At 37.8% G+C, this 20,382-nt stretch carries 17 protein-coding genes and 1 riboswitch; of the genes, 8 read left to right on the top strand and 9 right to left on the bottom strand.

Annotated elements, in window-relative coordinates:
• Positions 1 to 27: 27 nt before the first annotated feature.
• The 3 genes from J2X31_RS07340 to J2X31_RS07330 form a co-directional block, all read right to left on the bottom strand.
• Entirely contained in the window at positions 28 to 2,418 is a 2,391-nt protein-coding gene (locus tag J2X31_RS07340; RefSeq protein ID WP_310025648.1) for a 3-hydroxyacyl-CoA dehydrogenase/enoyl-CoA hydratase family protein, read from the bottom strand.
• 83 nt (positions 2,419 to 2,501) lie between these two features.
• Positions 2,502 to 2,933: a MarR family winged helix-turn-helix transcriptional regulator gene (locus J2X31_RS07335; RefSeq protein WP_310025647.1), complete on the bottom strand. Its 432-nt coding sequence runs from the start codon at positions 2,931 to 2,933 to the stop codon at positions 2,502 to 2,504.
• Positions 2,934 to 3,144: 211 nt separating this feature from the next.
• The gene (locus tag J2X31_RS07330; protein ID WP_310025646.1) at positions 3,145 to 3,756 is read right to left on the bottom strand and encodes an HD domain-containing protein; all 612 of its coding nucleotides are present in this window, start codon (positions 3,754 to 3,756) and stop codon (positions 3,145 to 3,147) included.
• A 107-nt stretch (positions 3,757 to 3,863) separates the two neighbouring features.
• Here J2X31_RS07330 and J2X31_RS07325 point away from each other — a divergent pair, with 107 nt between their 5' ends.
• Both J2X31_RS07325 and J2X31_RS07320 read left to right on the top strand, forming a co-directional pair.
• Entirely contained in the window at positions 3,864 to 4,367 is a 504-nt protein-coding gene (locus J2X31_RS07325) for a phosphatase domain-containing protein (protein WP_310025645.1), read from the top strand.
• A gap of 487 nt (positions 4,368 to 4,854) precedes the next feature.
• Positions 4,855 to 6,090, top strand: coding sequence for a PQQ-dependent sugar dehydrogenase (locus J2X31_RS07320; protein WP_310025644.1), 1,236 nt, complete (start codon positions 4,855 to 4,857; stop codon positions 6,088 to 6,090).
• Between the two features lie 158 nt (positions 6,091 to 6,248).
• Here J2X31_RS07320 and J2X31_RS07315 read toward each other — a convergent pair whose 3' ends face one another.
• Positions 6,249 to 6,746 carry a hypothetical protein gene (locus J2X31_RS07315; protein ID WP_310025643.1) on the bottom strand — a complete coding sequence of 166 codons (498 nt, stop codon included), beginning with the start codon at positions 6,744 to 6,746 and terminating at the stop codon, positions 6,249 to 6,251.
• Between the two features lie 374 nt (positions 6,747 to 7,120).
• On the opposite strand from J2X31_RS07315, the gene J2X31_RS07310 reads away from it, so the two are divergent.
• The 5 genes from J2X31_RS07310 (at position 7,121) to J2X31_RS07290 (ending at position 13,212) form a co-directional block, all read left to right on the top strand.
• Positions 7,121 to 7,867 (top strand): nucleotidyltransferase domain-containing protein, encoded by a 747-nt coding sequence (locus J2X31_RS07310; RefSeq protein ID WP_310025642.1) that lies wholly within the window; start codon positions 7,121 to 7,123, stop codon positions 7,865 to 7,867.
• Between the two features lie 8 nt (positions 7,868 to 7,875).
• Entirely contained in the window at positions 7,876 to 10,218 is a 2,343-nt protein-coding gene (locus tag J2X31_RS07305; RefSeq protein ID WP_310025641.1) for a hypothetical protein, read from the top strand.
• Positions 10,196 to 11,173: an HNH endonuclease family protein gene (locus J2X31_RS07300; RefSeq protein ID WP_310025640.1), complete on the top strand. Its 978-nt coding sequence runs from the start codon at positions 10,196 to 10,198 to the stop codon at positions 11,171 to 11,173. The genes J2X31_RS07305 and J2X31_RS07300 overlap by 23 nt, the downstream gene beginning before the upstream one ends.
• Complete coding sequence (locus J2X31_RS07295; protein WP_310025638.1) at positions 11,170 to 12,258, top strand: DNA polymerase beta superfamily protein; 1,089 nt, start codon at positions 11,170 to 11,172, stop codon at positions 12,256 to 12,258. Before J2X31_RS07300 ends, J2X31_RS07295 begins: the two co-directional genes overlap by 4 nt.
• A gap of 168 nt (positions 12,259 to 12,426) precedes the next feature.
• On the top strand, positions 12,427 to 13,212 hold the full coding sequence (locus J2X31_RS07290) for a Fic family protein (protein WP_310025637.1): 786 nt from the start codon (positions 12,427 to 12,429) through the stop codon (positions 13,210 to 13,212).
• A gap of 90 nt (positions 13,213 to 13,302) precedes the next feature.
• Here the strand turns inward: J2X31_RS07290 and tenA are convergent, their stop codons facing one another.
• From tenA to J2X31_RS07265, 5 genes are all read right to left on the bottom strand, one after another.
• On the bottom strand, positions 13,303 to 13,950 hold the full coding sequence (tenA, locus tag J2X31_RS07285) for a thiaminase II (RefSeq protein ID WP_310025636.1): 648 nt from the start codon (positions 13,948 to 13,950) through the stop codon (positions 13,303 to 13,305).
• Positions 13,937 to 14,770: a bifunctional hydroxymethylpyrimidine kinase/phosphomethylpyrimidine kinase gene (gene thiD / locus J2X31_RS07280; protein WP_310025634.1), complete on the bottom strand. Its 834-nt coding sequence runs from the start codon at positions 14,768 to 14,770 to the stop codon at positions 13,937 to 13,939. Before thiD ends, tenA begins: the two co-directional genes overlap by 14 nt.
• Positions 14,767 to 15,414, bottom strand: coding sequence for a thiamine phosphate synthase (gene thiE / locus J2X31_RS07275; RefSeq protein WP_310025633.1), 648 nt, complete (start codon positions 15,412 to 15,414; stop codon positions 14,767 to 14,769). The genes thiD and thiE overlap by 4 nt, the downstream gene beginning before the upstream one ends.
• Positions 15,407 to 16,204 (bottom strand): hydroxyethylthiazole kinase, encoded by a 798-nt coding sequence (gene thiM, locus J2X31_RS07270; protein WP_310025632.1) that lies wholly within the window; start codon positions 16,202 to 16,204, stop codon positions 15,407 to 15,409. The genes thiE and thiM overlap by 8 nt, the downstream gene beginning before the upstream one ends.
• 73 nt (positions 16,205 to 16,277) lie before the next feature.
• A riboswitch (TPP riboswitch) is annotated at positions 16,278 to 16,370 on the bottom strand.
• A 190-nt stretch (positions 16,371 to 16,560) separates the two neighbouring features.
• Entirely contained in the window at positions 16,561 to 19,695 is a 3,135-nt protein-coding gene (locus J2X31_RS07265) for a T9SS-dependent choice-of-anchor J family protein (protein WP_310025631.1), read from the bottom strand.
• Positions 19,696 to 20,199: 504 nt separating this feature from the next.
• Between J2X31_RS07265 and J2X31_RS07260 the strand changes: the two genes are divergently transcribed.
• The gene (locus J2X31_RS07260; RefSeq protein WP_310025630.1) at positions 20,200 to 20,364 is read left to right on the top strand and encodes a hypothetical protein; all 165 of its coding nucleotides are present in this window, start codon (positions 20,200 to 20,202) and stop codon (positions 20,362 to 20,364) included.
• The last annotated feature ends 18 nt before the right edge of the window (positions 20,365 to 20,382 follow it).

Genomic DNA, 20,382 nt, shown 5'->3' with positions numbered 1-20,382 from the left:
AATTGTCTTAATACTCAAATCTTAATACTAATTTCTTAACGGCTTCCCTTTCGTCAACATAAATTGAATTCTTTCCAAAGTTTTTCTCTCTGTACAAAGTGACAAGAATGCCTCTCTTTCCAGATCCAATAAATATTGTTCTGTTACTAACGTGGCTTCTGATAAATCGCCTCCTGCCATAACATAGGCTAGTTTGTTTGCAATTTTCTTGTCGTGTTCAGAGATATAGCTTCCCGCTTGCATTTGGTCGGTTCCAACTAAGAACATTCCCAAGGCTTGCTTGCCTAAAACTTTTACATCTTTTCTTCTGATAGGCTGTGTATATCCAGCTTCTGCTAAAATCAATGCTTGTTTTTTAGCCTCGGCAATCTGTCTGTCTTTGTTGATGACTACGATGTCTTTTCCGTGTTGCAAGATGCCTAAATCGAAAGCTTCGTGTGCAGAAGTCGAAACTTTTGCCATCGCTACCGTTAGGAAATATTCTTGCAAAACATTCAATTCCACGTCATTCTTGCGGAATAAATCCGATGCTCTCAACGCCATTTCTTTAGAACCACCACCGCCAGGAATTACTCCGACACCGAATTCTACCAAGCCAATATACGTTTCTGCGGCAGCGACAACCTTATCGGCGTGCATACTCATCTCGCAACCGCCACCCAAAGTCATTCCGTGTGGAGCGACTACGACTGGGATTCCTGAATAACGAACACGCATCATCGTGTCTTGGAACAATTTGATGGCCATATTCAATTCATCATATTCTTGCTCAACAGCCATCATAAAAATCATTCCGATGTTGGCTCCAACAGAGAAATTCGCCGCCTGATTTCCAATAACTAAACCTGCATATTCTTTTTCGGCCAAGTCGATTGCCTTGTTGATTCCTTGCAATACATCGCCACCGATGGTATTCATTTTAGACTGGAATTCAAGGTTTAAGATGCCGTCACCTAAATCAGTGATTACAGCACCTGAGTTGCTCCAAACCTTTTTGCTTTCGCGGATATTATTCAAAATGATAAATGAATCTTGTCCCGGAATTTTCTTTTGAGATTTTGAAGCAATATCATAATAATAAGTAGCTCCGTCTTTAATTGTGTAGAACGATTTGTTTCCAGAAGCCAGCATTTCTGTCACCCAAGTTGCAGGTTCCAGATTTTCGGCTTTCATCAATTCGATTCCTTTTTCAACACCGATGGCATCCCAGATTTCAAACGGACCATTTTCCCATCCAAAACCGGCTTTCATCGCATCGTCAATCTTGTATAAATCTTCTGTGATTTCAGGAACCCTGTTGGCCACATAAGCGAACATTCCTGTGAAGTTTTTTCTGTAGAATTCTCCCGCCTTGTCTGTTCCTTTTACCAAAACCTTGAAGCGATTGATTGGCTTGTCAATGGTTTTAGTTAATTCTAAAGTTGCAAAAGAAGCTTTCTTGGCACTTCTGTATTCTAAAGTATCTAAATCTAAAGACAAGATGTCTTTATCCACTTTTTTGTAAAATCCTTGTCCAGTCTTGCTTCCCAGCCATTTGTTTTCCATCATTTTGCTGATGAAATCTGGAAGCTTGAACAATTCATGTGCTTCGTCTTCGGGACAGTTCTCATAGATTCCGTTGGCAACGTGCACCAAAGTATCCAATCCTACCACATCCACCGTTCTGAAAGTAGCCGATTTTGGTCGGCCAATGACTGGACCTGTCAGTTTATCCACTTCTTCAATGGTCAGTCCTAATTCCTTCACTTGGTGGAACATGCTCATTATTCCGAAAATACCAATACGGTTTCCGATAAATGCCGGAGTGTCTTTGGCTACGACCGAAGTCTTTCCTAGGAACTTTTCTCCATATTCATTCAAGAAATCCAATACTTCTGTTGATGTTTTTGGACCAGGAATAATTTCGAACAATTTTAGATATCGTGCCGGATTAAAGAAATGCGTTCCGCAGAAGTGCTGTTGGAAGTCTTCGCTTCTTCCTTCACTCATGAAATGGATTGGAATTCCAGAAGTGTTGGATGTAATTAAGGTACCCGGTTTTCTGTATTTTTCAATCTGTTCAAAGACTTGTTTTTTGATGTCCAGTCTTTCGATTACGACTTCGATGATCCAATCTACATTGGCAATTTTGGCCAAATCATCTGTAGTATTGCCAGTTGTAATCCTGCTGGCGAACTTTTGGTGGTAAATAGGAGAGGGCTTCGACTTCAAGGCATTTGCCAAATGCTCGTTGACCACTCTGTTTCGAACCACTTTGCTTTCCAGCGTCAATCCTTTTTTCTGTTCTGCTTCGGTGAGTTCACGGGGCACGATATCGAGAAGCAAGACTTCTACACCGATATTGGCAAAATGACAGGCGATGCCCGATCCCATGATTCCCGAACCAATTACCGCAACTTTTTTAATCAGTCGTTTCATTTTTTGTTTGTTTATAAGTTTATGCGTTTATATGTTTAAAAGGTCAATCGTTATGACCTTGATATACTTTTGTATTTACTGCTTTAAAACACTTTCTTCTCTGTAATGAGGTTGTTGATGGTTTCGGCAACTTCCATAAAATGCTCCAACTTTTCATCTGAAATATTCTGCCTGATGATTTCATTGAACTTCAGCACCGTATTTTTTGACAACTCTCTGTTTTCCTTTCCGAATTTGGTGAGGTAGATTAAAACACCTCTGCCGTCCTCGGGATTTTTCTTTCTGATGATCAATCCTTTTTCTTCCATCGATTTGAGGGTTCTGGTGAGGCTTGTGGCTTCCATTCCCATTTTAGGACCCAAGGCTGTTGATGGCGTTCCCTTGTCTTTGTCAATGCTTAATAAAACGAAACCCGTTGCCATTGTTCCGCCGTATTTTGAGGCTTCCTCGTTGTACATTCTTGAAACAGCTTGCCAAGTTGCCCTCAAGATATAATCTATTGTTTTGTCTTTCATATAACTATAACGATTTCAAAGATAATAAAAAAATACTATGCATGCATAGTAAAAGATGAATTTTTTTTAGGGTAAAGGAAAAGTAATTGTATGTTTGAAGTAAAAATACGGAATTCTTTTGGTACTACAACTACGCTTTTCCTATGCTTTACCTACGGAGTTACTACTTGAAGTAAGGGTATGACTCGTCATTAGTTATGAGTGGTTCGTTTTACAGCTCTTTGATTTCTTTTTTGATGTTTTCTCTGGCTTTGGCTTCAAATAATTCTCTGAAGCTTTCGGTTTGGTAGATGAAATCTTTTTCGAGGAAATCTTCCAATGCTTTTTTTCTGCCAGGGTTGTAGAGGAAATCGGGGTAGATGCTGTATTCCTTTCGTATTTGTTTGTAATAGACTTGGTAGTCTTCCCAGTCCTTTGCGAGGATTCTCAAATCAAAATCAATAAGCCATTTCTCATCTTCAACACCTTTACTGATGTGATCTTTTGTGGCAAGTATCATATCAAAAATAACTTGCTTGTTAATTGAAGTGTTATCCGGAAGCAAACCTACCGCCAGTACTGCACTTTTGAGTTCGTTGTCTTTTCGAGTGCTTTTATAGATGATGTCGTGGTAGAAAATACTGTACAGCAATTCATTGGGAAATTGCAATTGATTTTTATACGTTTCGTAACAAGCAATCATTTCTACCAGATGGGTAATATTGTGATAATGCCGTTCCTTTTTGGTGTAGGCTTTTTTGAGTTCGTTCCATCTTACCGCAGTATCGTTTTCGGAAAAACCAATAGCTTGGAGCAGGGAGGCAAATCGTTCTTGGAGTTCCATCAGGCTTGTTTTACCCAAAGGTAGGGCTCTTTTTTAGTTGTAGCAAGATGAATTTTGCACTGTTTTCGAAAAAAAGTTGTATTTTAGAGTACTTATTAGCATTACTTATGACAGCGTTTTCCCCTCAAAAACACAACAGACCCAATAGAAAGCATTTTGACAAGGACATGCCGGAATATTGCCAACAAAACCCGGCCCTTCCGAAAGCCATTATTTGTGATTTGGATGGTACGCTTGCGCTCATGAATGGTCGGAATCCTTTTGATGCCAGTACCTGCGACAACGACCTAATCAATGACCCGGTTGCAAATTTGCTCAAGAATTATAAAAAGCTTGGGTATAAAATACTGCTGGTTTCGGGTAGGGAAGACCGCTATCGGGAACCGACCCTTCGCTTCCTGATGACGCACGAAATTGTTTTTGACGTTTTACTGATGCGGAAAAGTAAGGACAATCGAAAGGATTCGATTATCAAGACGGAAATCTACAATGAGCATATCAAGGGCAATTATTTTATTGAGTTTGTGCTGGACGACCGGAACCAAGTAGTGGATACTTGGCGAAAGGATTTGAAGTTACCTTGTTTTCAGGTTTATTATGGGGATTTTTAATCTTTGTTTAAGAGGTTATGAAGTTTATAGGGTTAAAAGGTTAAAAGCTACTTTTAAAAGAGATTCATTTTGCCACTATCAAATTCATCACTATCTTTAGGAAAGATTAAAATTAGAATTAGTATTACCCCATTAAATCAGTATTATTTTTGTTCTCGAAAAGCCACGAAGTCGCAAAGAGCGAGCTCAATGTCATTATGTTAAGGGTCAATTTTGTCATTCCGACGAAGGAGGAATCTCAATAACGAGAGTAACAAACAGAGATTGTTTCGCCAGTTCACTATCGTTCATGTCCTCCTTCGTCGGAATTGACAACTAAACCGCTTAACTTAATGACATTAAGAGTGATCCTTTGTGTCTTGGCGACTTTGCGTGATCAATCAGAAAGTATTCTGGTAGTTCGCAAACATAGTACATTAAATAACACCCTAGTACATCAAAATTTTTATCAAACAACTATGAATCAGAAAATAAAATACAAATAACTATGAAAAACATTTTTCCTACTGCAATGGCTGTCCTAGTGCTGACGGCTTGTGGCAACAAGAATACTGAAAACAAGGCAACAGACAAAGAACAGTCCGCCGCTACAACAAATGCACCAGTTGAAACCGAAAAACCCAACAGCGACCTCAAACCAGCTTTTGCAGGGCAAACCCGCATTGCAGGTGTTCAAACCAAGACGCCCTACGAAGGCAAGATGCTTACCGACAAACTCGACCGACCTTGGGGTGTTGCATCCTTGCCAGACGGAAGGCTGTTGGTCACCGAAAAAGGAGGCACGATGCGAATTGTAACGGCTAGTGGTGAAGTTTCTGAAAAAATAAAAGGACTTCCCGAAGTCAATGATTCTGGACAGGGAGGTTTGTTAGGTGTGGCAATAGACCCAAATTTCGAGACCAATAAAATGGTGTATTGGACCTATTCTGAAAAAACGAAGGAAGGTAACCTTACGGCTGTAGCCAAAGGAAAACTTGCCTCAGATGAAAGCAAAGTAGAAAATGTCGTTGTGATTTTCAGAGCTACTCCGGGACATAAAAGTACGCTTCACTATGGCTCAAGAATATTATTTGACAAGCAAGGAAATCTGATTTTCAGTACGGGGGAACGCTCGGACAAGGAAACCCGACCACAGGCCCAACAGCTCAATTCGGCCAACGGAAAGATTCTCCGTATCACGACGGATGGCAAGCCGGCATCAGGCAATCCGTTTGCCAACACGCCAAATGCACGTCCTGAAATTTACAGTTATGGACACCGAAACGTTCAGGGATTGGCCTTTCATCCGGTTACGGGTGATTTGTGGGAAAATGAATTTGGTCCTTTGGGAGGCGATGAGTTGAACCTGATTCAGCCCGGCAAGAATTACGGTTGGCCTATAATCACATACGGAATGGAATACAGTGGTGACAAAATTGGACAGCATATCGGACAAAAGGAAGGACTGGAACAGCCTGTCTATTACTGGGATCCTGTATTGTCGCCTAGCGGTATGGCGTTTTATACTGGAAGTGAACTGGCGGAATGGAACAACAATCTGTTTATTACCGGATTGAGCAGTACACATATTGCCCGTCTGGTCATTGAAAACAACAAAGTAGTAGGTGAGGAACGCCTGCTCAAGGACGAAAGGCAACGTTTCCGCGACATAACGCAAGGAAAAGACGGTGCTTTATATGCCGTTACGGATGAGGGAAGGCTGTATCGGATTGGGAAGAAATAATCTTTTTATAAATAAAAACAAATGGACTGTCTTACGTTTAGTAGGCAGTCCAAAACTATGCTTCGGATTTGTTTTTTTACCGCAGATTCTACAGATTCCACAGATTCCACAAATTTTTTGTTTGTGTGAATTTGTGGAATTTTTGATTTAATTCTCCCTTACTGCTTCTCAAAAACCAAAACCACATCACCAAAAAAACTGTCATCTCCTTCCACGATATACGTTAAAGTATTTCCAGTTCTGGTAAAGCTCATCGACTCTTCACCCACGCTAAAAGTGACTAAAGTAGTGGAAGAAGTATAGCTTGCTGTTTCTGGCCCATCAAAATAGCATTCCACCACCGTTGCAGGATTTCCATTTTCGTCTTCAGGGATGTAGTCAATATCTACAGATTGGATGTTGAAGACTGCACTTCCATTTGGCAGAAGTGTGATATTTGAAGCGTCATAGCAACCCGTTTCTTCAATCAAATTCGTTGTTGCTACACCGTCGTTGTTGTAATCTATGGGAGCCGAAAGCGTAAAGGTTGTAAGTTTGTAGGTTCCTTCAATACCTGCATTCTGGATTTCATCGTCTTGGTCTTCACAGGCCATCATGGTAAAGGCGATTGCAATTGAAAGCGTAATTTTTGCTAGTGTGTTGGTTTTTAGGAGCATCGTTTTTTTTCCAAATATATTTAAAATTTAGATGGTTGTGGCTAAATGCAATTAAAAAATTGAATAAAAAAAGTGGTGTTTTATAGTCCATCTAAAATTCTATTTTTTGCTTTGAATTTTGCACGACTGATTGTATCATTTTCAAAGATTATTTTAAGTTGCAAAAGACCCTTTTTTGAGTTGTTCGATAGGGTTTTCTTCGGGTGTTGTTCGAGTGTTGTTCGAGAGCTCTTCGCAAAAACACCCCTTTTTGCGAAGAAGTTGCGAAGGAGTGTCGAACAACACCCGAAGAAAAGTGCTTGAAAGGGGTGATTTTTTGGGTTTGGAAGATTTGATGTAATTGTGGTTGTTTTTTTGTTAAATTTGATTTAATTATGAAAGATAAAATACTAAAAAAATTAAAAGAGATAGAAGAGCAAAAAGGAGTTGAAATTCTTTTTGCCTGTGAGTCGGGAAGCCGTGCCTGGGGATTTGCTTCTCCAGACAGCGATTATGATATTCGTTTTATTTATAAGCATGATTTGAATTATTACTTGTCGCTTTGGGAACAAACCGATGTGATTGAGTTTATGACCGAAGACGATTTAGATGGTTCGGGTTGGGATTTACGAAAAACCGTAAGGTTGCTGGCAAAATCCAATGCACCTTTGCTGGAGTGGTTGCATTCGCCTGTGATTTATTATCAGGACGATGCCTTTTTGGAGCAGATGCGTTTGCTGGCCAAGGATTGCTTTTCGCCTATTGCCTGTTTGTACCATTATCTGGGTACGACCAAAAACTTTATGGAGGTTTGCACGGCCGAAGAAGTAAAACTGAAAAGTTATTTCTATGCCCTAAGAACAGCATTAGCCGGAAAATGGATTATTGAACGAAACAGTTTTCCGCCTGTGGCTTTTGCAGAATTGTTGCCGATTGCTCCTTTACCGATACAGGAAAAGATATTGGAATTACAGGCTATTAAAGCCAATCAGGATGAGAAATATTTGCATCCGAAAGAGGTTTTGATTACGGAGTTTTTGATGGAAACGGTTAGGTTTAATGAGGAACATGCGAAAGGTTTGGGGAGTCGGAAGAAGATGGCGGAGGAATTGGATGGGGTTTTTATTAATTGGATAAAATAAGAGATACTATGAGTTTTAAATTATTAGCGATTAGGCCACTTGATGGGTGTAATCCGAAGTTTTTGAAGAATTTGGAAGAGAATCAAATTTATCAGTTTTATAATGATTATAGATTTTATTTTGAAGATGAAGATGACAGCAAAGATGTTATTAAAATTGAAAAGTTAGAACAATCTGTTCCTGAGAATTTTTACGGAGATGATGATATTAAAATTAATGTTTCTGCTATAGTGGGGAAAAATGGTAGTGGGAAAAGTAGTTTGGTAGAGCTGTATTATACAGGACTATATAATTTATCTGTTATTGAAAAGATTCTTGTAAAAAAAACAGAAGAAATAGATAAGAATATAAATTTTTCAAATATAAAAAATGAAGTTAACGATATAATTAATAAATTACTTGTTGAAGAAATTAAATTAAAACAGTATGAAATAAATAATTTATTTGACAAATTAAATATATTCAATAATTCTTTGAGCAATAAAAGGCAAAGCATAGTTAAACTTCCGATTGATAAAGAATATGAGAGATTATTAAATTTATCAAAAAATGGACATTTTTTTACTGATGATGATTTAATTGAATTAGATAAGATTATAAACAGTTCTTTAATTGATGATTATATTTCTGAGGATTTAAGATATGAAATATATGACTTTGTTAATGGTTTAAACATAATTGCAAAAGATGTAAAACTTCAGATCTTTTTTGAAGTAAACGGGAAAAGTTCATATCTACTAGAAATTAATAACTTAAAAGTTACTTTTAAATTATTTAAAAAAGATAAGACAGCAGATATTTTTGAAACGCCTATCGAATTAAATCAAACAGAAAAAAAGAGTTTATTAAAAGAAAACTTTTTTTATTCATTAGCTATAAATTATTCTTTCTATGCTCTAAATTCTATTGATCTAGGACGTTGGTTAAAAAATATTTTCCATAAAAATGATTCGTATCAAATGCCTGTTGTTCTTAATCCAATGAGAACTGATGGGTTTATCAATATTAATACTGAAACTAGCTTGACCAAATCAAGATTTCTATATAATTTATATCATCCGCTGATAGTTGATAAAGCATTAGAAACGAAAGATATAAATGGAAAAAAACCATTAAAATTAAAGTTGAAACTTTATCAAAAAAAAATAGTACCAACGGTAATGAAAGATAAATTTAATGCAGTAAGTTTTGCTCAACTAGATACATATTCTGAATATATTGATATTATTAACAAGGTTTTTAAAATTGGTAATATCTATACTGGGACTATAATTCAAAATGTTTGTTATGAATATATATTTAACAAAATATATAAAACAGTTAATTATTATAAGTCATATGACAGAAAGAAATATTTACAAGCTATTGGTGGTAATGAGAATGATTTATTTAGAGAATTATTGTTAAAAATTAGAGATGAAGACAACAGTCATATAACTCTAAAGATGAAGCAGGTTATAAATTTTCTAAAGTATTATGATAAGGTAGTACCTGAATTAAAAACAAAAGATTTTTTGAAAGATGAATTTGAAATTAATGTAAAAGATTATTCAGATAGATTAATTAGAAATGTAAGTGAATGTAATTCTGATAATTTTTCTCAATTTTTAATCCCTTCATTTTTTGATTATGATTTAATATTTGAAGATGGCAGTAGTTTTTCTCAACTTAGTTCAGGTGAAAAACAGCTAATATATGCTACAAATACAATTCTTTATCATTTATTAAACATTGTTTCTGTTCATAGAAATACTGATGACAAACTGAATAAGTACAAGTATGTTAATATGATTTATGACGAGATAGAGTTATATTATCATCCGGATTTGCAAAAAAAGTTTTTAGATTATTTACTAAATGAAATTAAAAAGTTAAGTATTAAGAATATTGAAGGTATAAATATTCTCTTAATCACTCATTCTCCATTTATATTATCAGATATTCCAAAACAAAACATTCTTTATTTAAAAACGGAAGAAATTGAAAAAGAGATTGAAGGAAAAACAAAAAAGGTTCGAATTGCAATTCCACAATCTATAGCAGATAAAAACTCATTTGGAGCTAATATTACAGATTTGCTAGCAGATAGTTTTTTTATTGATGATGGATTGATTGGAGATTTTGTAAAAGACAAAATAAATCAAGTAATTAAATGGTTAAATGATGATGAAAGAGACAACGATAAAAAAGATGATTTTAAAAAAATTATTGAACTGATTGATGAGCCAATTGTAAAATATAAAATAAGAGAAAAATTTGATAGGCTATTTGCTAATTATGATGAAATAGAATTATTAAGAAAAAATGCAGAAAAATTAGGATATAACATTGAAAAAAATAAAAATGCTTAAAATATCTCAATATAATAATGCATTTCAATTTCAAAGTAATCTAATATATTGTTGGCTTTTTCGTAAGCTTAAAGGGGGCCAAGCACAAAAAAACGGATATAATTGTGGAAATATTAATTGCAAAATTTGTACAAGAAAAATTAATCAAGAAAAAGATCTTCCATCAAAATTAAAGACATTTTTACTGAAAGGTGATAATATAAAAATTATAAGTTCTGGAAATCCTGTTGAGTTGATAAAATTATATGATGATTTTGAAAAAATAAAATTTAATAAAAATGATAAAAAAAAATATAGAGATTTTTTTATTAAAGGATATGAAAGATGGTTTCAACCAAATTATGGAAAACAGTTTTTAGATTTATTAAATATCGATACTTGTATTTATTGCAATAGGAACTACACAATAAATTTAGTAAAGGATAGAGCAAGAGCAGAACTTGACCATTGGTTTCCAAAAGAACGCTTTCCTTTATTAGCGTTATCTTTTTATAATTTAGTCCCTAGTTGTCATTCTTGTAATCATATAAAAGGTAGCCCCAATATAGACTGGAAAAATGCATTAAATGATTATATACATCCTTATAATAATAAAAGTAATGAAAATTTTAAGTTTACTTTTTTTTATGATGATACATTGGATATTTTAAAGGTTGAAACAAATGCTAAGAAAGGTAGTAATATAGAGAGAACAATCAATGCAAATAAGATACTAGAAATATATAATTCTCATTCTGAAAATGAGTTACGAGATTTATATAATTTGGTTTATAAGTATTCTGACAATTACATAAAAATATTGATTGATGACACTTTTGATGAAAAATTAAATCTATCTAAAGAAGAAATTTACAGAGTGGTTTTTGGAATAGAAACCATTGAAGAGAATTATCATAAAAGACCCTTCAGTAAATTCAAACACGATATTATAGAAGAGCTTAAAAATATCAAATGACCATCCAAAACCTAAAATCCCAAAACCTCCTCCTTTTCGAAGTCATCTCCGGAAGTAAGTCCTTTGGCTTAAACACCCCAACATCGGATACAGATATTAAAGGTGTATATTATCTGCCAAAGGAAAAGTTCTATGGGTTGGAGTATATTCCGCAAATTGCCAATTCTACGAATGATGAGGTCTATTATGAGATTGGCCGTTTTGTGGAACTGCTTTTAAAAAACAATCCAAACATTTTAGAGATTTTGGCAACGCCAGAAGATTGCATCCTCTACAAACATCCGTTGATGGAAAAATTGCAACTGCAAGATTTTCTGTCCAAACTTTGCAAGGATAGTTTTGCAGGTTATGCCATGACACAAATTAAAAAGGCGAGGGGCTTGAACAAGAAAATCGTCAATCCGATGGCAAAGGAAAAGAAAAGCCTGTTGGATTTTTGCTATGTCTTGAAAGGGTATGACACGATTCCGCTACGACAATGGTTGGAATTCCCCTCCTTTGGAGGGGTGGCCGAAGGTCGGGGTGGCTTAAAACAAGAACAATGTGGATTAATCAATCTTCCTAATTCAAAAGGAATGTTTGCCTTGTTTTATGATGCTACATGTACTTTAGGCTATAAAGGAATTATTCAAAAGGAAAACTCCAATGAAGTTTCGCTGTCGTCTGTTCCGAAAGGAGAAGAGCCGATTGGCTATTTGTCGGTCAACCAAGACGGCTATTCCAAATATTGCAAGGAATATACCGAGTATTGGGAATGGATTGAAAAGCGAAACGGCGAACGCTATAACACCAACCAACAACACGGCAAGAACTATGACAGCAAAAACATGATGCACACGATTCGGCTCTTGCAAACCGCAGAACAGATTCTTTCTACCAGAACACTAAACATAAGAGTTTCGAATAGGGAAGAGCTTTTGGCTATTAAAGCAGGAGAAATGGAATATGATGCCTTGCTGGAAATGGCGGATAATTTGATTGCTTCAATTGAAAATCATTATACAACCTCTGTTTTGCCTGATCGTCCTGATGAGGAGAAGGCGATTAGTAATTTAATTGCCATTCGTGAAATTCTTTACAAGTAAATGAACTTCTCTGATTTTGATTAAATCTTTTAGCCCTGAATTTGTTTTTGAACCACCCCGACTTTCGGCCACCCCTCCAAAGGAGGGGAATTTTAGAATAGGATAAAAACCTCAACACACCAATAATTTAATATATTTGCTTTCAACTAACTGCCATCCTATTCAACCATGAAAAACCAATTACAATTATTTCCCGAAGATCTACTTCATCAGTATTTAGAGCAAGTCCCAAAAGGCTTACAAGACGCTTTTGATGTCTTGGAGGATGCGGCCATTTCTACAGACACGTTTAGTTTTTATACTTCGGTGTCGTCTGTTTACAGCAGTAAGATTGAGGGTGAGGACATTGAATTGGACAGCTATATCAAGCATAAAAAGTTTGGCATTGCCTTTCAAGCGGATTATACCAAAAAAATTGACGATTTGTATGATGCCTATACCTTTGCAAAATCACACCCGATAAACGAGCAAACTGTTGCCGAAGCCCATCAACTTTTGAGCAGGCACCTCTTGGCCAAGAATTGGCAGGGAACTTACCGAACCCAGAATATGTTTGTAACCACATCCGACGGTCGGATAGAGTATGTTGCGGCATCGCCTTTTGAGCTAGAAGGGGAGATGAAGAAGTTTCATCATGACCTTGCTATTTTGCTTGAAAGGAAAATGAAAATCGAAGAAGTGTTTTTCTATGCGTCTTTGCTTCATTTGGTTTTTGTGAAAATCCACCCCTGGAATGATGGCAATGGAAGAAGTGCGAGGTTGTATGAAAAATGGTTCTTGGCACAGAAACTTGGCGAAAAGGCGTGGTTTCTCGAAAGCGAAAAGATGTACTACAATCAGCACGCCACTTATTATCACACCATTCGTTTACTGGGATTGGAATATCCTGAATTGGATTACAGCAAAGCATTACCTTTTTTGATGATGTTACCTAAAGCATTGGTTAATAATTAAATACAGGGTTAATGTTATCCATTTAAGTCTTCTGATCTTTGGTAGACTCCCCTAAAAAAGAAGAACTTGCTCTCCAAAGGATGGGAATGTTTACCACCTCCTCAACTCATAAGCTCCTTTCCAAAAATCATATTCCAATAGGCTGGCGGTTACAAAGGCTTCGGTCATTGCCGTTCTGGTTTGTTCGGTAGTGTTGGAGGCAACGGTGTCGCAAATCGTGATGGCCTGCTTTACGGCTATTCCGAATTCTTCTCCCGCATAGGTATTGATCCATTCCTGATAGGGATTGTCCTGGGTATTCTGGTTGTGCAGGATATGGTCGCCTACGGCCTTATAGATCCAGAAACAAGGGAGGACGGCTGCCATTCCGATTTCTACGGCATCCAACGAGGCGGTACTCTTTAGAAAATGTACGTAATGGTGGCAGGCAGGTTCGAGCTTGGCCTTGCCTTGGATACCAAAATCCTTGATATACGATTCGTGCAGGATGCTTTCGACCACGAGGGCATTTTCTGCAAAACGCATAAAGGCCAAGGCATCTCCTATGTGGGTGGCTCTGGCACCGAGCAAGGCCAAGGCCCTACCGAAATGTTCGAGGTAGCCGGAATCCTGTGTGATATAGAACTCAAAGCGTTTCTGGTCGAGCGTGCCACCCATTAGTTCACTGATAAAGGGCATTCCGATAATCTTCCTGTAGATTGGGGCAATGGTTTGCCAGGTTTGTTCAGACCAAGTCATTCTTGATGAGTTTTTGAGGGTTAAAAAAGTGATTCAACGGGCCGTTTCCTTTGCCGATCAGTACGTCCTTTCCGTGGTAGATGGTCTGGTGCACATAGTCTTGTCCGAGCGTGATGGCTTCTGCGAGGTTTTTGCCTTGAGCGATATACCCCGCAATGGCAGAGGAAAGCGTGCATCCCGAACCGTGGGTGTTGTTGGTTTCGAATTTCTCATATTCAAAAGCTGTTACGGTTCCGTCTTGTTGGAAATAGAGGGAAGTGATTAACTTGCTTTCTAGGTGTCCGCCTTTCAGCAAAACCGCCTTACAGCCCAGTTGGAGGATTTTGTTTCCAGCTATGTGCATGTCGGCTAGGGTTTTTATTTCCATTTTGGCCAGTATGGAAGCTTCGTCCATATTGGGTGTAATGAGGGAAGCTATTGGGAATAGAGTTTTGATAATGGCGTTGATAGTGCTGTCTTCGATGAGCTTGTGTCCGCTGGTGGCAACCATAACGGGATCGAAAACTATGGGTACTTGTGGGTATTGCTTGAGGGTGTTGGCTATGGTGGTGACGAGTTCGGCAGTGTGCACCATTCCGATCTTGATGGCATCGGGAACAATATCGTCCATAATGGCTTCGATCTGTTCCTTAACGGCACTGTAGGGAATGGGATAGATGGCACGGACGCCCTGTGTGTTCTGGACGGGTAGGGCAGTGAGTACGGAGGTGGCAAAACAGCCCAAGGCGGAAATGGTCTTGATATCGGCTTGAAGTCCCGCTCCGCCACTGCCGTCGAATCCGGCTATGGCCAATACGGAAGGGTAGGTGTGTTTTTTCATTGGATCTGTAAGGATTTTAGAATTGTGTTTTTGAGTTCGTATGCCGTCTTTTCGGGATTGGGTGCTGAACAGATGGCGGAGACTACCGCTAGGCAGTCGGCACCTGATTTTATAACGGCTTCGGCATTGCTAAGGTTCATGTTTCCAATGGCGATAAGGGGTTTGCTGGTAAGACTTCGAATTGCTGTTATTCCTTCCAGACCCCATTCTCTGATGGTGTCTTTTTTGGTTGCCGTATTGAACACAGGACTGATACCGAGGCAATCTGCGGTTTGGGTTTCCTTGTTCTGCAATTGCTCGATGAATTCAATGGAGTAGCCCAAGCTTTGGCAATCTTTCCATGCGTTTCGGATTTCAGTAGGTCTTTTGTCATTATTCCCTACATGGATACCAAAGGCATTGACATTCATGGCGGTTTCGAGGCTGTCGTTGATGATGAGGGGAATGTTGTACTTGTCGGTTATTTCCTTTAAGCGTATGGCCTTTGCGGTATATTGTTCCGTACTTAGGTTTTTCTCTCTCAATTGAATGATGTCCACACCACCCTTGATGGCCTGTTCGGCTACTTGGAGGTAGTTGCTGTTTCGGCAGTCGGCTTCGGAAATGACGAGGTACAAGCGGTAAGGAAATGCGGAATTAGGCATGCTTGATGTTTAGAGTGGTTGTAAATTCTTCTTCGGTGATCGTGTGCAATGTATCCAATAGATTCACTTGTAGGGTTCCGGGACCTTGGCTGTGCTTTGCCGCCAATTCGCCACAGATACTGAACAATGCCATTGCCGCTGCAACAGCTTCGGTAGTATTTTCAACAATTGCTATAAAAGCCCCTATTACTGCACTTGCTGAACAGCCTAATCCGGTTACCTTGGTCATAAGTGCATTTCCGTTATTGAGGTAAATGGTCTGATCTTGGCTGACGATAATATCGGTTTCTCCCGAAATACAGACTACAGCTCCGTATTTGCTATTTATAAAACGGGCAGCTTCAAGTGCCTCGTTACTTTGAGCGGTGCTGTCAACTCCTTTTATAGTGGTGTTGTTTGCTTTTGTCAAGGCTAATATTTCCGATGCATTTCCCCTAACCACCGTTGGCTTGCACTCTAATAATTGTGACAATACGGTATTTCGGTAGGAAGTAGCTCCGGAACCAACGGGGTCCAACAGCCATGGTTTTTGGAGTTCGTTTGCTTTTTTGGCTGCCAATAGCATAGAAGTAACAAAATATTCATCTAGCGTACCGATGTTGATGACCAAGGATTGGCAGATGCCTACCATTTCTTCCACTTCTGAATGGGCATGTGCCATAATGGGTGATGCTCCCACGGCCAACAAAGCATTGGCGGTATTGTTCATTACCACAAAATTGGTAATATTATGTACGAGGGGTGAAGTTTGCCGAACGGCTTGAATGTGTTTCCAAAGTTGTTTGTCCATTTTGATATAATTGGGGTTATACAGTAATGGCTAAAGAAGATTCTTTGGAATATAAAAGATAGACTAGACACGGATGTGCCTGCCTGCTTTTCCCTACGACGGTGTTAGCCGTATCAGGTTCAAAGGGACTGTCTCAATTCTTCTCAGAATACCCCTAAAGCCAGTACAAATATAGTATTGTTTGTGGTATTGATGGTTTGGTTTTGAGATTTTAACAGAGGGAAGTGTCAGGGCTTTTGATTGTGGGGTGTGGAATACTGAATAAACTACTTTTTTCGGTACACTATAAACGTAAAATGAAAGCATAAAAAAACCGCCTCCAAACAGAGACGGTTTACAGAAAAAACAAAGAAGTTTTATTCTTTGATTATCTTGATTGTTTTGGTTTGATTGCCAACTGTAATTTTCACCACATAGGCTCCACTTGAGAATGCACTCATATTTACTTGTGTTGAAGTACTGTTTACGGTATAATCAGCAACCATTTGTCCGAGTAAATTGAATACTGCAACAGTTGAAATGTTTTCAGAATAAGACAAATTCAGTACCTCTTTAACAGGGTTTGGATAATACCTTAAGTCGTTGACCTCAACTGGATTATTTCCTAGGGTTGATTGCCAAATCATATTATCTATGAATATTGGTTTGTTTTCCTCTGCATCTGCGTGTCTGATACCAATGAAAGTATCCGTTCCTTGATAGTCAGTTAGGTCTATTGTGATTTGTTGGTATTCATCGGTTGTAGTGTATTCTTCCCACAAATTAAACACAGCATCTTCACTGTTTGAGTCCAAAGTACCCACTTGAAATGTTGTAGGGCTATAGGCATCTACATAAAAAGTAAGCTGATGTGTTCCTGCCCCAAGGCTGTTTAATTTTGGAGAAACTAAAATAAGATCAGAAGAAAGAGCATCAGAAGAGCTGTTATCCAACATTAAAGATTGAGTGCCTTCGTAGGCGTTGAATTCTACCACGTTTATGGCAGCAAACATCCCAAGTCCTTCTCCTCTTTTTATGGCAGTCCAGCAAAGGGGCAGGCTGTTTATTGCATCTTGTTCTTCAAAGTTTTCATTGAAGTTTGCTGTAGGAACACATTCTGTAGTAAACGTTATTGGGCCAATCCATAAACCATTTCCGTTTGGATCTCCACAAACAGATCTTACCCAGGCGTTATAGGTTGTTGCTGGTTGTAAATCATTAATTTCGGCTTGTTGCAAATTGATAGCAGGTTGAGGTTGCAAAAGCGATGGATCAGTATCGGTTTCTGAACCATATACAATCTGCCAATTGTTCTCATTACCGTTATTCAGCCATGAAATCAATGCACTATTTGTTGTTATACTTTGTAGTGTAATTTCGCTCACATCAGCACAAAGAGGAGCAACTTCCCAACGGATGTTGTCTAGATAGAGTTGCGTATATTGTTCGGTTGAAGCCAATCTGAAACCAATATAAGTATCAGTACCTTCATAGTTTGTAAAATCTACAGCATATTCTGCATACGTTTCTGTAATTTCAAGAGCTTCTAGGCTTGAGAATTGGCCTTCATTGGTATTGCTGCTCAAAGAACCAATTTCTACTATTGCCGGACCTTTTGCAAAAAACTTCACACGATGCGTTCCTAATCCCATTGAACTGAGGTTTGGTGAAACCAAAATGATGTAATCTTCTCCAGCGGTATCAGAATCATAAGATGCGAAGCTTACAGCATTTTCTCCTGAATATGCTTCGTATCCTACTACCTCTATATCTACACCGTTTGCCAAAGTTGGCCCTTTTAGGATTTTTGTCCAACAGTTCGGCAATGAATAAGTTTCTGTATCATCAAAATTTTCATTAAAAACTCCTATTGGAAGACAAGAAGTAGAAAAATTGATTGGTCCAATCCAAGCTCCATCATTTTCGCCACAAACAGAACGTACCCACAATCTATAAGCCGTAGAAGGGCTTAAACCACTAATGGTAGCGTAAGGAGTATTGAGTACTTCAATTGGCTCTAATGTTGAAGGCTCTGTTAAAGTAGGTGCTCCATAAGCAACTTCCCATTTTGTTTCGCTTCCCATTGGATTCCAAGTAACTTCGGCGGTTTCTGGGCTAACAAACGGAATGCTTATATCCACAACATCATCACAAAGTGGTGCTACTTCCCAACGGATGTCATCTAAAAAAATAGAAACTTCATCCAGTGCATCCAGTCGTATTCCTATATAAGAGTCTGTTCCGGTATAGGATGTAAAATCAATTATATATTCTTGATATTCTGTTGTAATTTCAGCCTCATCAACTGGTGAAAATACAGCCTCGTTAGTGGTAGAATCTAAAGTACCAATTATCAAATTGCTAGGCGAATATCCTTTTGCCATAAATTTTAGGCGATGTGTTCCGGCCTCTAGAGTAGTTAGTTTTGGAGAAACAAGAATAATATCTGACTCCAAGGAAGAGTTACCATTTTGAATTCGAATATTATTAGGTAGCGATGTTTCCGCATTTGAAATAACGGTTATCGAAGCATTATTTGTAGCACCATTTCTAAAAATAGACGACCAACAATCGGTTAAAGTTAAAGGAGCTGTGGTATCAAAATTCTCAAAAAATGTACTAACGGCTTCACATTCCGTTACAAATGAAGTGGCATACGACCAGTTACTACCGCAAAGGTTTTTAACCCATACAAAATATTGGGTAGCCGCTTCTAAACCTGAAGAAACAGTTACAGTATTTCCTGATGCTATGGTTCCCGTAGGAGTGGTGGTAGCATCTGGGTTTGCAGCCGATTCAGAAATATAGTAAGCACTACCACCTGATGGTATAACGGATGGTTCAGCCCAGCTTATTATTGCACTATTCGAACTAACATTTGTAACCGAAACCTGTACAGGTGTAGGACATTCCTGCACAAGTCCTCCCAAGATTATGTTGGGAACATACTGATCAATTACAGAAGCAGTAGGAGGAGTCTCTATATTAGGTACTTCATAATCATAAACATAAGCCAACGATCTGTTCTCACTCACCTCAAATGCTCTAAAGGTATCTTCTACTGTATCATATCCCTCTTGTAATTCGGATACAGCAACAATCAGATTGTCTTCACCATTGTATTGAAAAGGATCCGTAAGTTCTATGGTTACCCATCCTGGCCCTTCAACTTCAATTCCTCCTGAATAAACTTCTACCAGATTTTCATACGGTTCCCAATCAGTATCAGATGCAAAAGCAACCTTCGAGCTATGGGCCATATAAATGGTCAATTCCTGGCTATTGCTCAATCCACTTGCTCCAGAACCGTTATAGTACCATTGAATAGAAGTGATGGCACCCTCTGCATTAATTTCTGAAGCATAATAAATAGATTGTCCGTAAGAGTAACCAAAATAAGGTTCAAATGGAACACGCTTTTGAGCCTGATTGCCATTTCCGATTTGTACTTGTGCAAAACCCTGTGCCACAAACAGCAGCAACAACGCCAGACAAATTGTAATTTTTTTCATATATATAGTATTAGTAATCCTGCAAATTTATACCCCCTCGCTATTTATTTTCTTTAATAAAAAGCTAAAATAGCCCAAGATTATAGGGAAAAAACGTGACTATAATATTTAAATTCAACATGTGTATTTAGTAAATGATTTTTTGAGGACTTGTAGTTGAATTTACACGGGATGACATCTTAAAATGTTTGATTTTTTTTACAAATTAAATAAGTAAAAAAGAGGAGAATTGCAGTTTCATAAAACGGTTCTTAAATTGTAATTTTAATCAAAAGCACTTTCAGGATTTAAGACTTTATAGATTATTTATATGAAATTGCTTTTGATTTTAATGTATGGAAAGATAATATTTTTAATTGCCCTTTTATTGAAATCACTTCGGAAGATATTAGTAAGTATCAAGATTTTTTAAATAGTGGTCAAGCTGAAATTGATTGCTGTGATTTTTATGAATGGCAGGAATATGACGATTTTAAAAGTGATGACGAGGATCTTAGAGTAGGCATGCCTGATTGGTATGAAATTGAAAAGTATCACAGAGGTTCCTTGGAGCTAAAATCGCTTTACTACAACCAAATCCTAGACGGAAGAGAACTCAACGGAGAACCTAGAGATTTGAATTTTAAAAACAAAAAACCACGAATGAAAGTTCGTGGTTTTCTGTTCTAAGATACTTGTTGAGATTAA

The sequence above is a fragment of the Flavobacterium arsenatis genome (genome assembly GCF_031456785.1).
GTDB lineage: Bacteria > Bacteroidota > Bacteroidia > Flavobacteriales > Flavobacteriaceae > Flavobacterium > Flavobacterium arsenatis.
Note: the sequence above shows the minus strand (reverse complement) of the source record. Positions and strands in the feature narration are given on the sequence as shown.